Source organism: Escherichia sp. WS1450 (genome assembly GCF_046487395.1).
Taxonomy (GTDB): Bacteria; Pseudomonadota; Gammaproteobacteria; order Enterobacterales; family Enterobacteriaceae; genus Escherichia; species Escherichia coli.
The window spans coordinates 93,914-108,258 of the sequence record NZ_JBJQJO010000014.1 but is presented as its reverse complement, the minus strand read 5'-3'; the positions used below and the strand labels follow the sequence as shown (position 1 = coordinate 108,258).

Sequence of the window (14,345 nt, the reverse complement as noted above, 5' to 3'; positions counted from 1 at the left end):
TCCCGGTTTATGCACCTGCCGCAATCAGCAACTGAGCAATCTCTTCAAAGCCTCGTTCCCGCGCCAGTTCCAGCGGCGTTTTGCCATATTTATCCGTCATGTGCGGGCTGGCACCGTGTTCCAGCAATAACTGGACAATCGCCTGCTGTTTAATCCCGCCATCATTAAGCACGATTGCTTCCAGTAGCGGCGTCCAGCCAACATGGTTGGTCTGGTTAACGTTAATCTCCGTATGCGCCAAAAGCTCTTTTACAATACTTAAATGGCCTTTTTCACAGGCAGGCGTCAGGCCGACACCGCCAAAACGGGTGACGCAATTAAGATCAGGTTTAGCCGGTAAAATAATCCGTAACAGGGTTAAATCGCCGGTCAGGCAGCTAATTAAAAAAGGATTTGAACATATTTGATCTTGCTTATTAATATCTGCTCCGGCATCAATTAATGCCTGAACGCAAGCATATTGCTGATATAAACTTGCCAGCGTAATTGCCGTTTTCCCCTGACGATCGCAGGTATTAATATCGACACCCAGCGCAAGGCAGGTTTTTACTTTATCGATATCACCCTGTTGCGCAGCCAATAAATAGTCGGCAGGTAGATTTTTTATAGTCATTCACATTCCCCTGATTTTTGTGGCTGTTTTCGATGAATTGAGAATAGCAACGATAATCTGATAAAAGAACCCGCTTAAATTTAATTCGCCGTATTTCGCCTTTTTGTTGAATGATGTTCAACAATCTTTTCGCAGTGTGCGGTAGTGCAATATTTGTTTCTTTGACCCGATACCCTTTCACTCAATCAGGTTTTATTTCTCTATAGTCTGCACATGTAAGAGTAGCTTTCGTCCATGTCTAACCAGAGGGGAACAAGATGAACGGACTCACGGCAACGGGTGTCACCGTCGGTATTTGTGCAGGGCTTTGGCAGTTAGTGTCTTCACATGTCGGGCTCTCTCAGGGATGGGAATTATTAGGAACTATTGGCTTCGTCGCCTTTTGCAGTTTTTATGCCGCAGGCGGCGGTAAATCGGGGTTTATCAGAAGCCTGGCGGTTAATTATTCCGGGATGGTGTGGGCGTTTTTCGCCGCGCTGGCTGCCGGTTGGCTGGCCTCGGTGAGTGGATTGTCCACGTTCTGGGCGAGCGTGATTATGACTGTACCCTTCTCGGCGGTGGTGGTCTGGCAAGGACGTTTCGGTTTATTGTCTTTTATTCCCGGAGGCTTTCTCGGCATGACGCTATTTTTTGCCAGCGGGATGAACTGGACGGTGACATTACTGGGTTTTCTGGCGGGTAACTGCGTGGGGATAATTTCAGAATATGGCGGACAAAAATTAAGCGAAGCGACGACTAAACGCGACGGGTATTAAAAGTTATTCAAAAATGATTATCTATCTTTAACCGATACCTCTACAGTCATGACTGGAGAAATTCATATTCGATAATGGCGGGAATGGTTTAATGAACTCAATTTTTACCGAAGAGAATCTGTTGGCATTTACTACCGCTGCGCGTTTTGGCAGTTTCAGTAAAGCCGCAGAAGAGTTGGGTTTAACCACTTCCGCCATTAGCTACACCATCAAGCGAATGGAAACAGGGCTGGATGTGGTGCTGTTCACTCGCAGTACCCGAAGCATTGAGTTAACGGAGTCCGGGCGTTATTTTTTCCGCAAAGCTACCGACCTGCTGAATGATTTTCACGCCATCAAACGCAGCATCGATACTATTTCGCAGGGTATAGAAGCACGGGTGCGCATTTGTATTAACCAACTGCTTTATACGCCCAAACACACCGCACGCTTATTACAGGTACTGAAAAAGCAGTTTCCAACCTGCCAGATTACCGTGACGACCGAAGTGTATAACGGCGTCTGGGATGCGATTATTAATAATCAGGCGAATATTGCTATCGGCGCGCCCGACACACTGCTGGACGGCGGCGGCATTGATTACACGGAGATTGGCGCAATTCGCTGGGCTTTTGCTATCGCCCCGGATCACCCATTAGCCTTTGTGCCGGAACCCATCGCCGAAAGCCAGCTGCGTCTCTACCCTAATATTATGGTGGAGGACACCGCGCATACGATTAATAAAAAAGTGGGCTGGTTGCTGCATGGGCAGGAGTCGATTCTGGTGCCAGATTTCAACACCAAATGTCAGTGCCAGATTTTAGGCGAAGGAATTGGTTTTTTGCCGGATTACATGGTCCGCGAGGCGATGGCACAATCCCTGCTGGTTACCCGACAAATCCATAATCCGCGCCAGGATTCACGCATGTTACTGGCGACCCAGCACTCTGCCACCGGTCAGGTGACGCAGTGGATTAAAAAACAATTTTCGCCAAATGGCATATTAACGGGGATCTATCAGGATTTACTGCATCGGGAGAATTAATCGCTGCCAACCTCCCGATGCGCTGTGAATAGCGGTTTACATCAACCACCTGCTTTCATTACCCATTCAGAGATAAATTTATTACCCGGTACTGGCGGAGAGTACAAATAGCCCTGCAAAAAGTGAACGCCTTTGCCGATCATTAAATCCGCCTGCTCCTGGGTTTCTACCCCTTCCGCCACGATACTCAGACCAGGCTTACGCGCCAGTTCGACAATATTGTCCACAATATGACCGGATATTTCGTCCACGCTCGCCATTTGCACAAATGACTTATCGATCTTAATAAAATCGACCGGGAACGCCTGCAAGTAACGATAGGTCGCATAACCCGTACCAAAGTCATCCAGCGCAAAGGTAATGTTGTGCTGATGAAGGCTGTCAAATATCGCTCTGGCTTCTGGCGTTACCGGAATAGGGTTACGTTCCGTTAGCTCGAGAACCAGTTTGATTTTATCGTTACCTAATTTCTTAACCAGGTTCAGGCATTCTTTTTCAAATCCCGCAGCCAAAAAACAACCCGCCGAGACGTTGATGCCAATATGGAAATTGTCCGGCAGCAAATGTTTTACCGGCATCAGAATATCCGCAGTCTGTTTCATCAACTGGCGAGTCATTATGACGATAAGACCAGATGACTCCGCCAGAGGAATAAACTGATCCGGTGGGATAATTCCCGTTTGTGGATGTTCCCAGCGGACAAGCACCTCACAGCCCGTCAGTACCCCAGTCTGCGCGCAGAAAACCGGTTGGATCCACGGTTTAAATTCATGGTTTTCCAACGCCAGACTGATGGCTTCAGGCGTGACGATATGGTGACAACGGTTATCAGGAATATAAAAATTATTTTTATTTCCCGTGCCACTGATGACTTGCGGATGATATTGAAAAAAGATATCCCGCCAGAAGGTAATATCACTCTGGATGCCTAGTTTTTCATACAGCTGCTTCTTTTGATGTGAAATTGTCTTTGCACTGCGATTTCTGTACTGTGAGATTTCTGTAACCGACATTCCCTCCATTAGCAGCTTGAGTAAAAGCCGTTCTTTTTCGGACACGATACCAGGCAACGTCAAATTCACCGTTGCCCCGAACTCTTCCAAAAAAACACTCAAATCATGCGAAGCCATTGAACACACCTTGATTAAATCTTGTGCGCCAGCTAAATCTGCGAGTCTTCACTCTGACGGATAAAGCTGGCTGCAAGAAAATGACACAGAGAGCCGAATTATCTCCCGTTCGGCTCTCTCTCCTTTTACTCATTATTCAGATCAGAATTGCCACTTAATGCCAACCATTGCAGAGGTGTCATTATATCCCCTATCGGCAACCTGAACGCCCACATTCCCCCAGACATTCAGGTTGGCATTTAGCTGTCCTTCCACCCCGGTTTTTATCTCAGCAATATTTCGGGCTCCATCCTGAGTGACGGACACGCCATCCATACTGGTGCTGAAATCCTTACTGTTATGCAGCCAGTTCACTTCTACAAACGGCTGGAACTCGCGGGATTTACCGTCATCCATTTTATGGTGGCTCTTCAGCCAGGTTTTTACGCCAAGTCGGGTTTGAACATTGCCATCACCGTTGCTATGAACGAGGGTTCCGTTGCTTTCGCGGTGATTATCGGCTTTGACTCCCATCCAGGTAACCTGTGCTTGCGGCTGAACATACCATTCATTACGCGTTCCCTGGCTGCCATTACATTCAGCTAATTTGTGTTTGTATCCAGCTTCCAGTGAAGCGGTAAATCCTTTTGATTTATAGGATTCACTTTGTAAGTCATCCCCTTTCACTGTGTTATCAAACCAGCTGTACTGCGCCCAACTGTCGAAATACGCGCCATTACGCGACTCGTCATCGGCATACCAGGTGGCATAGAGGCCTGTGCTATATCCGTTCACACTCGCTTTAGCACGATAACCAGTTCGCGAGGAAATGGTTTTGCTGTCGCTGTTGCCATATCCCGTCATGACCCCAACATGCCAGCTGTCGCTGCCGTTTTGGCTCCACTGCGCGATATCGCCTCCCAGTTGCAGAACATAGCGATTGCTTTGGGTTTTCAGCTGGCCGCTGCCATCACGCCATTTATTATGACCACCTTCATGGCGCATCCACATAGTGGTTTGTTTCTGCTCACCCGTCACCATGTCGGTATAGTACGTATTACCCAGACGCTCATGCAGACGCGTGGTGAACATGGTATTCGCTGCTGCAAGGTTCGCAATGTAGCTACCCGCCTCCGGTCGTAGGTCATTATCCACATTCAGATCCGGACCCGGCGTAGGTGTCGGGTTAGGGTTCGGCTCTGGATTCGGGTTTGGCTCCGGATTCGGCATCGGGTCTGGCTCCGGCTGCAGTTCAGGAGAATCACTGCCGCTGGTCAGATACCAGTTACCACTATTTGCCCCTTGTCCACGCGCGAGAGTGTAGTCATATGCCCCCGCAACGATACGCCCAGCCTGAACAAATTCGCCCTCAGACTGACCGTCAACATGGATAAGTTCGATACCGTTAAGGGTTTTCGCACCTGTACCGCCAGCGTTATTCACCGTAACGGCAGTCGTGCCGCTAGTATCGCCCTCGACAACCAATTTATCGGTTACTGAGTCATCGCCATTCAGTACCGTATTCATTACTAGTTGACCGTTATTACCGTGGTAGTTCCCCTTCACCACTAACACATTGCCAGCTTGCTGTCCTGACATTCCGGTCATCAGCGTACCGTTGTTGGTCAGATTGCCGCCCAGGGTGTAATTCACAGACGCAGCCGCTCTTTTTTCAGCGCTATTATTCAACGCCAGGGTACCGTTGTTCTCAACGTTTGCGCTACCCAATCCCTGCGCATGACTTACCAGGACATTAGCCGAATTAGCAATGTTCACATTCGCCGTTAGGTTGCTGTTATCGCCCGCGATATCCAGCGTGCCGCCCTGAATATTCAACTCTCCGCTCCCCGTTAACGAACCGGATGAATTGCCCCCGTTGGTAACCGTCAGACTCCCGCCGTTCAAGCTCAGCAGTGAATCGGCGCTGCCATTGAGCGTGCCCACGATCTGGCTGTGACCATTCATATCCAGTTCAGTCTCTGCCGCCAGACGCAGTTCATGGGTATTACCCAACACGTTATCGTTATTCAACAAAAGCGTCCCACTGCGCAGATCGGTAACACCGGTATAGTCGTTGTCTTTGTTAGAAAGCGATACGGTCTGACCCTTCTGGCTGCTGAATGCCAGGTCACCACTACCGGTAATCTTTGCGCTGAGATCGGCGGCATTCTCGCTTTTACCGTTAGAGCTCAGCACCAGAGCATCGCTGTCGGTAGCCTGCAATTCAAGCTGGGTCAGGCCGTAACCGATATACAGACCGTCATTGTTTACCCCACTCGTCAGACGATAGTCGTAAGTGCCGACGGCCGCTTTTTGCCCATTCTGCTGAATATCACGTTGGGCGCTGCTGGAGAGGATTTGCCCATTTTTATCCTGCAATTGCAGATTGCCCGCATCGCCCAGAACTTCCGCACCTTGCGCATCAACCAACTTAATGGTGCTATTACCATCATCGACTTCAGTGAGCGATAACGCAGAGTCAATATCACGAGATACTGAGCGGACAACGTCACTGTCAGAAACCTGAATCACACCCTCGCCACGCAAATCCAGCGTTTTGCTGACTTTGACGGTCCCTTCTGTCATCTGTGCACCAGCTGTCAGGGCACCAAAATCAACGGTTCCGCCGGAGAATCCCAAAGTGCTAATGGAGTGAGCGCCCTTACCCACTGTTACCAGGCTTCCCTGACCCGCAGTGATCCCGCCTTTCTGCAGAAACTCAGCATTCTTTTCCAGGTTAAATGTCGTGTTCTGGAACGCCAGTGAACCCTGGAACCAGTCTGTATAAGCAAACTCATCGAAGGAGAATTCGTGATTCCCCATGTTTATTTCAACAATGCCTCTACCTTCAAGATCGTTATCAAATACCCAATCTTTATTGGCATTGATTTGCAGTTTGCCATCAACATCCAGTTCTGCACGGCCGATGTTCTTGTCTTCAGAAATAACCGCGACAGCACCAGAAGCGACATCAATATATCCGCTGAATGCATAGTTATTGCCGGTCAGCGTCACTGTCCCACTGTCGATACTTATTGTACCGTTGCCAGAAATCTTATTGGCAAAGGTCATGCTATCGTCAGCCTTCAGGTGTAATTTCCCGCGGTTGGTGATTTCTGCAGAGCCTATATTTTGGGTGATCCCCAAAGCGCCATTTTGCTCAATTTTGACTTTACCGCTGAAGGCAGAGTTATCCCCGGTTAAGTAAGTCGTGCCATTGAGCGCATTGATATAGCCCAGGCCCTCGCTGCCACTGACAATATCCGCGGAAATAGTCGCGTTTTTATCCGTGTGGTTTAAGGTGATTTTCTTATCGGATGTCTTTGCCCACACAAACTCAATTTTTTCTGCATCAATAATCCCTGCTGCCTTCGCAGCACTTCCTTCCTGTGCCCCTAACGCTAACTCAGAGTTGGTGCTTAAACTAATTTTCGGTGCGGATATTTTACCTCCATCTGATACGACTAATGTTGTATCAGAACGTTGGTCGTAATAACCCAGGCTAATATGTTCACGAGCATTAACTTCACCACCGTTATTAACCGACAGGAACTGATTACCGCCATATCCGCCGTAAACGCCCATAAAGAAGGTCCCGGCATTTACCTGACTACCTTCGCCGCTTACATTCCCCTGCGTATAAGTCAGACGACTGGTGCCCTTAACATGGATTTTGCCGCCATTGGAGACATTAAAATAGCCTTGATCATGTCTCATGCCTGAGTTTGACTCATACAAATCATCAGCATATAACTCGCTGCCAGCATTGGAGACATTCAGGAACCCCGTACCTTTCAGCAAAAAGTTAAGTGGGCCATTGATTGTTACCTTTCCTCCGGTAATATCCAACCCACCACCAGAAGCGAGAGTCAGACGCGGACGGGAAGTATCTGTCGCATTGATTACCAGATTGGCATTGTCGGTCACTGAAATACGGTAATCAATAGTCTGGTTATCTTTACCGAATACAGCTGTGTAATCTTCACTTACAGCGATATCTTTAGACAGTGCCAGAGATGAATATAAACTTATCGCGCTAATTAAAACAGCCCGGGACTTTTTTCCTTTTACTCTACTCCCCAGCTCAGAGCAGACGCTCCAACAGTTACGGGACCTGTTCCACTTTAGCCGATATATTTTATTCATCACAATCTCCAGCAATACATCCAAATAAAACCAAGATTGCATAAACAGCAACGCATTAAATGCCATTCCGGTTACTGTTCATCGCATATAAAAATTCAAAAATTTTGCATAGCATTGGCAACCACATATCTGAGTATGTAGTTCAGAGGGTAATAAAATAGAAAGTTATTACTTAAAACTTATTTTAAGTTAACACTCTTAACTTTATCATTACATTCCCCCCCAGTCTCTAATACCTGCGCATTATATGTATCCAGGAACTCAAATCAACTCAAAATATAAACAAAAGCAGGAGAAATACATTTAATATACAGACGGTAAAAGTGGTAACTCTTATTAGGTATCCAAATATAAGAATCGTCTTATTAATAAATATATAACTCTATAGGACTGAATCCATTCAGCTAATACAAAATAAAATAGTTAATTAATAAAATATAAAATCATGAAGTGATACAAGAGGAATTTCAGGATATGACATGACAATCATATATAATATATGCATAATTTTTTACAGCGAGTCAATGATTCCCGCGCCATATGCAGACATGGCGCGGTTTTATGCAATAACAATCACGCATCCGGGAACATCACGCTATGGCCCGGCGCTTCACGATGGAGATGGATAAAGTTAAGGTGCCGCTCGTACTGGTCGAGAATATCGGTGATCACCTGCTCTTTGCTGTAGTCCATCAGGTCGTTGCCCTGGCTGCCTTCTAACAGGAAGGTTTCCAGCCGGTAGTAGGTCGATTTCCCGCTACGTGCGCGGTAGGTAAAGCCCGGCACCGAATATTGCTGCGGCCAAATCTGATAGACAAAGTTTTGCTCTTCGCCCATATGCACCAACAAATCCAGATGCCCCAACTGTTGTCCCTCTTCCGGCGGCAGGCTTTTTAGCTCCACGTACGCGCCGCGCAACCGCAGCTCCTGCGCCACTTCTTCCATTGCCGGGTAACAGACCGTCTCCATCATCTGTTTAGTGTAACGCGTGCCCGGATAATTCATCAGGCGCGAGAGACGTTTTTTCCAGCTCAGGCGATCCTGAAGCCCCAGCGGTCGCGGCGCGGTATCACGGTTGGCACTTTCACGGCGGTAATCTTCTACCTTCAGAGATTTATACAACCCCGCCATCACGAAGAAAATCACAAAGCTGAACGGCAGCCCCATGATTACCGTGGTGTTTTGCAGCGCGGATATCCCGTTGGTCATCAGCATGCCGAGCGTTAGCAGGCCAATCGCCACCGACCAGAAGACGCGCAGCCAGCCGGGGGCGTCGCTGTTGATATCTTTAAGCTGCGAGGTGAAATTCCCCAGCACCAGCGCCCCGGAGTCCGCCGAGGTCACATAAAACAGCAGGCCAGTAATGGTGGCGACGGAGGCGCTAAAGGTAAACGCCGGATACTGCGCCAGCAGGCTGTAGAAGCCGCGCTCCGGATGGACCATCGCTTCCTCGGCAAATGCCGCGCCGCCGTGGATGATTTCATACAGCGCGCTATTGCCGAACACCGAGAGCCATAACAGCGTGAAGGTAAACGGAATAATCAACGTGCCCAGCACGAACTGGCGAATGGTACGCCCGCGCGAGATACGCGCCAGAAACAGGCCGACAAACGGCGACCATGCCACCCACCATGCCCAGAAGAAGAGCGTCCAGTTATTCATCCACTCAACCGGACGGTCGAAGGCAAAACTGTTGAGCGTCATGCCCATAAAGCGATTCACATAGTCGCCAACGTTCAGCACCAGCGCATTAAGCAGGAACGAGGTGTCGCCCATAAACAGCACGAAAAGGATCAATCCCAGCGCCAGCGCAACGTTAAGTTCCGATAACACACGAATGCCCTTATCGACACCGGAGGTGACAGAGATCGTTGCGATGATCACCGACAAGGCGATCAGTGCCGCTTTCGCCGCCATTGAATCGGGAATATCAAACAGTACGCTCAAGCCATAGTTAAGCTGTACCACACCGATACCGAGCGTAGTGGCAATACCGAAGATGGTGCCGATTACCGCTGCAATATCCACTGAATGACCAATCGGCCCGTTAATCCGTTTACCGAAGATCGGGTACAGCGCCGAGCGGATGGTGAGCGGCAAATTATAACGATAGCTAAAGTATCCGAGCGCCATGCCCATCAGCGCATACATCGACCAGCCGGTTAAGCCGTAGTGAAACAGCGTCCAGACCATCGCCTGACGCGCAGCCTCAATCGTCTGACCCGCGCCTTCCGGCGGCTGCATATACTGCGTTACCGGTTCGGCTACGGAGAAGAACATCAGGTCGATACCGATCCCGGCAGCAAACAGCATCGCCGCCCAACTCAGCAGACTGAATTCCGGTTTGGATTGTTCTGGCCCGAGCTTCACCGAACCAAAACGCGAACAAGCGATACAGACCACAAAGACAATATAGAGCGTTGCCGCCAGCAGATAGTACCAACCGAAGGTTTTAGAGACCCAGTCCAGCGTGCGGCCAATCCACAGGGCCGAGAAGTCGCGAAACAGGATCGTTGTCAGGGAAAACAACAAAATCAGTCCGGCGGAGGTGTAAAACACCACCGGATTGATTTTGTCCTTTTCCCTGCTGTGTGAAAGGTCTGTCATCCAGTATCCCCACTGTTATTGTTACCATTTAAAATCAAATTCGTAACAATTAAGACACATTTTATATTGAACGTCCAATCAATAACCGCTTTAATAGATAAACAACGCTGATGAATGGAGTGGCGAAAATGCCCAAATTGGGGATGCAGTCGATCCGGCGCAGACAACTGATCGACGCCACGCTGGAAGCAATCAATGAGGTGGGCATGCACGATGCAACGATCGCGCAGATCGCCCGCCGTGCAGGCGTTTCTACGGGGATCATCAGCCACTATTTCAGGGACAAAAATGGTCTGCTGGAAGCAACCATGCGCGATATCACCAGTCAGCTGCGTGACGCGGTTTTGAATCGATTACATGCACTTCCGCAGGGCAGTGCAGAGCAGCGATTACAGGCGATTGTTGACGGGAATTTCGATGAATCGCAGGTCAGTAATGCTGCGATGAAAGCCTGGTTGGCGTTTTGGGCCAGCAGTATGCATCAGCCGATGCTTTACCGTTTGCAGCAGGTGAGCAGCCGCCGCTTGTTGTCGAATCTGGTGAGCGAATTTCACCGCGAGTTACCGCGCCAACAGGCACAGGAAGCGGGCTACGGCCTTGCCGCGCTGATTGACGGATTATGGCTGCGCGCGGCACTGAGCGGCAAACCGCTGGATAAACCTCTCGCACACTCGCTGACCCGTCACTTTATTACTCAGCATTTACCCACCGATTAACCGAGGAGACGTGATGTCCCGAATGGCAGAACAGCAGCTTTATATACATGGTGGTTATACCTCCGCCACCAGCGGTCGCACCTTCGAGACCATTAACCCGGCCAACGGTAACGTGCTGGCGACCGTGCAGGCCGCCGGGCGTGAGGATGTCGATCGCGCCGTGAAGAGTGCCCAACAGGGGCAAAAAATCTGGGCGGCGATGACCGCTATGGAACGCTCGCGTATTCTGCGTCGGGCCGTTGATATTCTGCGTGAACGCAATAACGAACTCGCAAAACTGGAAACCCTCGACACCGGAAAAGCGTATTCGGAAACCTCAACCGTCGATATCGTTACCGGCGCGGACGTGCTCGAGTACTACGCCGGGCTGATCCCGTCGCTGGAAGGCAGCCAGATCCCATTGCGTGAGACGTCATTTGTCTATACCCGCCGCGAACCGCTGGGCGTAGTGGCAGGGATTGGCGCATGGAACTACCCGATCCAGATTGCCCTGTGGAAATCCGCCCCGGCGCTGGCGGCAGGCAATGCAATGATCTTCAAACCGAGCGAAGTCACCCCGCTTACCGCGTTAAAGCTGGCTGAAATTTACAGCGAAGCGGGCCTGCCGGACGGTGTATTTAACGTGTTGCCGGGCGTGGGCGCGGAGACCGGGCAATATCTGACCGATCATCCGGGCATTGCCAAAGTGTCATTTACCGGCGGTGTCGCCAGCGGCAAAAAAGTGATGGCTAACTCGGCAGCTTCCTCCCTGAAAGAAGTGACCATGGAACTGGGCGGTAAATCGCCGCTGATCGTTTTCGACGATGCAGATCTCGATCTCGCCGCTGATATCGCCATGATGGCGAACTTCTTCAGCTCCGGTCAGGTGTGTACCAACGGCACCCGCGTCTTCGTTCCGGCGAAATGCAAAGCCGCATTTGAACAAAAGATTCTGGCGCGCGTTGAGCGCATTCGCGCGGGCGACGTTTTCGATCCGCAAACTAACTTTGGCCCGCTGGTCAGCTTCCCGCATCGCGATAACGTGCTGCGTTACATCGCCAAAGGCAAAGAGGAAGGCGCGCGCGTACTGTGCGGCGGCGATGTACTGAAAGGCGATGGCTTCGATAACGGCGCATGGGTTGCACCGACCGTGTTCACCGATTGCCGCGACGAAATGACCATCGTGCGCGAAGAGATCTTCGGTCCGGTGATGTCGCTTCTCACTTATGAATCTGAGGACGAAGTGATTCGCCGCGCCAATGATACCGACTACGGCCTGGCGGCGGGCATCGTGACGGCGGACCTGAACCGCGCGCATCGCGTCATTCATCAGCTGGAAGCGGGTATTTGCTGGATCAACACCTGGGGCGAATCCCCTGCTGAGATGCCCGTTGGCGGCTACAAACACTCCGGCATTGGTCGCGAGAACGGCGTGATGACGCTCCAGAGTTACACCCAGGTGAAGTCCATCCAGGTTGAGATGGCTAAATTCCAGTCCATATTCTAACCAGGAGGTTTATTTGCAATTTGACTACATCATTATTGGTGCCGGCTCAGCCGGCAACGTCCTCGCTACCCGTCTGACTGAAGATCCGAACACAACCGTGCTGCTGCTTGAAGCAGGCGGCCCGGACTATCGCTTTGACTTCCGCACCCAGATGCCCGCCGCGCTGGCATTCCCGCTACAGGGTAAACGCTACAACTGGGCCTATGAAACGGAGCCCGAACCGTTTATGAATAACCGTCGCATGGAGTGCGGACGCGGTAAGGGGCTTGGCGGGTCATCACTGATCAACGGCATGTGTTACATCCGTGGTAACGCGCTGGATCTTGATAACTGGGCGCAAGAACCCGGTCTGGAGAACTGGAGCTACCTCGACTGTCTGCCCTACTATCGCAAGGCCGAGACTCGCGATGTGGGCGAGAACGACTACCACGGCGGTGATGGCCCGGTGAGCGTCACCACCTCCAAACCCGGCGTCAATCCGCTGTTTGAAGCGATGATTGAAGCGGGCGTGCAGGCGGGCTACCCGCGCACGGACGATCTCAACGGCTATCAGCAGGAAGGTTTTGGCCCGATGGATCGCACCGTCACGCCGCATGGCCGTCGCGCCAGCACCGCGCGTGGCTATCTCGATCAGGCCAAATCGCGCCCTAACCTGACCATTCGTACTCACGCCATGACCGATCACATCATTTTTGACGGCAAACGCGCGGTGGGCGTCGAGTGGCTGGAAGGCGACAGCACCATTCCGACCCGCGCGGCGGCGAATAAAGAAGTGCTGTTATGTGCAGGCGCGATTGCTTCACCGCAGATCCTGCAACGCTCCGGCGTCGGCAACGCTGGACTGCTGGCGGAGTTTGATATTCCGCTGGTGCATGAATTACCTGGCGTCGGCGAAAATCTTCAGGATCACCTGGAGATGTATCTGCAATATGAGTGCAAAGAACCGGTTTCCCTCTACCCTGCCCTGCAGTGGTGGAATCAGCCGAAAATCGGTGCGGAGTGGCTGTTTGGCGGCACCGGCGTTGGTGCCAGCAACCACTTTGAAGCAGGCGGATTTATTCGCAGCCGTGAGGAATTTGCGTGGCCGAATATTCAGTACCATTTCCTGCCAGTGGCGATTAACTATAACGGCTCGAATGCAGTGAAAGAGCACGGCTTCCAGTGCCACGTCGGCTCGATGCGCTCGCCAAGCCGTGGGCATGTGCGGATTAAATCCCGCGACCCGCACCAGCATCCAGCGATTCTGTTTAACTACATGTCGCACGAGCAGGACTGGCAGGAGTTCCGCGACGCAATTCGCATCACCCGCGAGATCATGCATCAACCCGCGCTGGATCAATACCGTGGCCGCGAAATCAGCCCCGGCACGGAATGTCAGACGGATGAGCAGCTCGATGAGTTCGTGCGTAACCACGCCGAAACCGCGTTTCATCCGTGCGGTACCTGCAAAATGGGTTATGACGAGATGGCAGTGGTTGACGCCGAAGGCCGCGTACACGGGTTAGAAGGCCTGCGTGTGGTGGATGCGTCGATTATGCCGCAGATTATCACCGGCAATTTGAACGCCACGACGATTATGATTGGCGAGAAAATAGCGGATATGATTCGCGGGCAAGAAGCGTTGCCGAGGAGCACGGCAAGATATTTTGTGGCAAATGGGATGCCAGTAAGAGCGAAAAAAATGAGTCGTGATTTGAACTAACTCAGGAACCTATCAGATTGAGAGTTACCGTTCTACTATGAGGACCGAATCCTTATATAAAACACTGAGGTAACTCTCATGCTTCATATCCAGTATTCATGATGCTGGCTTTTTGCTGATATTTACCCTGAACATTCCTGATACAGACTATTAATACAACCTTATCTGCGACAGATTTCATTTTCTG

Annotated in this window: 9 protein-coding genes; 5 read left to right on the top strand and 4 right to left on the bottom strand. The window is 50.7% G+C overall.

The annotated features are described in order from the left end of the window. Nucleotides 1-7: 7 nt before the first annotated feature. Nucleotides 8-613, bottom strand: coding sequence for an ankyrin repeat domain-containing protein (locus ACJHYR_RS17140; protein WP_000153102.1), 606 nt, complete (start codon nucleotides 611-613; stop codon nucleotides 8-10). Nucleotides 614-870: 257 nt separating this feature from the next. Between ACJHYR_RS17140 and ACJHYR_RS17135 the strand changes: the two genes are divergently transcribed. Together ACJHYR_RS17135 and ACJHYR_RS17130 are read left to right on the top strand one after the other, a co-directional pair. Next, complete coding sequence (locus ACJHYR_RS17135; protein WP_001013882.1) at nucleotides 871-1,368, top strand: DUF1097 domain-containing protein; 498 nt, start codon at nucleotides 871-873, stop codon at nucleotides 1,366-1,368. 91 nt (nucleotides 1,369-1,459) lie between these two features. Further along, entirely contained in the window at nucleotides 1,460-2,392 is a 933-nt protein-coding gene (locus ACJHYR_RS17130; RefSeq protein WP_001084390.1) for a LysR substrate-binding domain-containing protein, read from the top strand. Nucleotides 2,393-2,433: 41 nt separating this feature from the next. Here the strand turns inward: ACJHYR_RS17130 and ACJHYR_RS17125 are convergent, their stop codons facing one another. From ACJHYR_RS17125 to betT, 3 genes are all read right to left on the bottom strand, one after another. Beyond that, nucleotides 2,434-3,522, bottom strand: a complete 1,089-nt coding sequence (locus ACJHYR_RS17125; RefSeq protein WP_000146391.1) for an EAL domain-containing protein — start codon at nucleotides 3,520-3,522, stop codon at nucleotides 2,434-2,436. A 141-nt stretch (nucleotides 3,523-3,663) separates the two neighbouring features. After that, nucleotides 3,664-7,647: an autotransporter adhesin EhaA gene (gene ehaA / locus ACJHYR_RS17120; RefSeq protein ID WP_072262391.1), complete on the bottom strand. Its 3,984-nt coding sequence runs from the start codon at nucleotides 7,645-7,647 to the stop codon at nucleotides 3,664-3,666. Nucleotides 7,648-8,220: 573 nt separating this feature from the next. Beyond that, on the bottom strand, nucleotides 8,221-10,254 hold the full coding sequence (gene betT, locus ACJHYR_RS17115) for a choline BCCT transporter BetT (RefSeq protein WP_000131044.1): 2,034 nt from the start codon (nucleotides 10,252-10,254) through the stop codon (nucleotides 8,221-8,223). Nucleotides 10,255-10,382: 128 nt separating this feature from the next. Between betT and betI the strand changes: the two genes are divergently transcribed. From betI to betA, 3 genes are read left to right on the top strand one after another with little or no spacing between them, the layout of a single operon-like run. Then, nucleotides 10,383-10,970 carry a transcriptional regulator BetI gene (betI, locus tag ACJHYR_RS17110; RefSeq protein WP_001305448.1) on the top strand — a complete coding sequence of 196 codons (588 nt, stop codon included), beginning with the start codon at nucleotides 10,383-10,385 and terminating at the stop codon, nucleotides 10,968-10,970. A 13-nt stretch (nucleotides 10,971-10,983) separates the two neighbouring features. Beyond that, on the top strand, nucleotides 10,984-12,456 hold the full coding sequence (gene betB / locus ACJHYR_RS17105) for a betaine-aldehyde dehydrogenase (protein ID WP_000089106.1): 1,473 nt from the start codon (nucleotides 10,984-10,986) through the stop codon (nucleotides 12,454-12,456). A 13-nt stretch (nucleotides 12,457-12,469) separates the two neighbouring features. After that, on the top strand, nucleotides 12,470-14,158 hold the full coding sequence (gene betA, locus ACJHYR_RS17100) for a choline dehydrogenase (protein WP_001159138.1): 1,689 nt from the start codon (nucleotides 12,470-12,472) through the stop codon (nucleotides 14,156-14,158). Nucleotides 14,159-14,345 lie beyond the last annotated feature (187 nt).

Excerpts from the sequence above, each read along its gene's own strand:
- ACJHYR_RS17140 (WP_000153102.1), bottom strand. The coding sequence starts at position 613 with ATGACTATAAAAAATCTACCTGCCGACTATTTATTGGCTGCGCAACAG.
- ACJHYR_RS17135 (WP_001013882.1), top strand. The coding sequence starts at position 871 with ATGAACGGACTCACGGCAACGGGTGTCACCGTCGGTATTTGTGCAGGG.
- ACJHYR_RS17130 (WP_001084390.1), top strand. The coding sequence starts at position 1,460 with ATGAACTCAATTTTTACCGAAGAGAATCTGTTGGCATTTACTACCGCT.
- ACJHYR_RS17125 (WP_000146391.1), bottom strand. The coding sequence starts at position 3,522 with ATGGCTTCGCATGATTTGAGTGTTTTTTTGGAAGAGTTCGGGGCAACG.
- ehaA (WP_072262391.1), bottom strand. The coding sequence starts at position 7,647 with ATGAATAAAATATATCGGCTAAAGTGGAACAGGTCCCGTAACTGTTGG.
- betT (WP_000131044.1), bottom strand. The coding sequence starts at position 10,254 with ATGACAGACCTTTCACACAGCAGGGAAAAGGACAAAATCAATCCGGTG.
- betI (WP_001305448.1), top strand. The coding sequence starts at position 10,383 with ATGCCCAAATTGGGGATGCAGTCGATCCGGCGCAGACAACTGATCGAC.
- betB (WP_000089106.1), top strand. The coding sequence starts at position 10,984 with ATGTCCCGAATGGCAGAACAGCAGCTTTATATACATGGTGGTTATACC.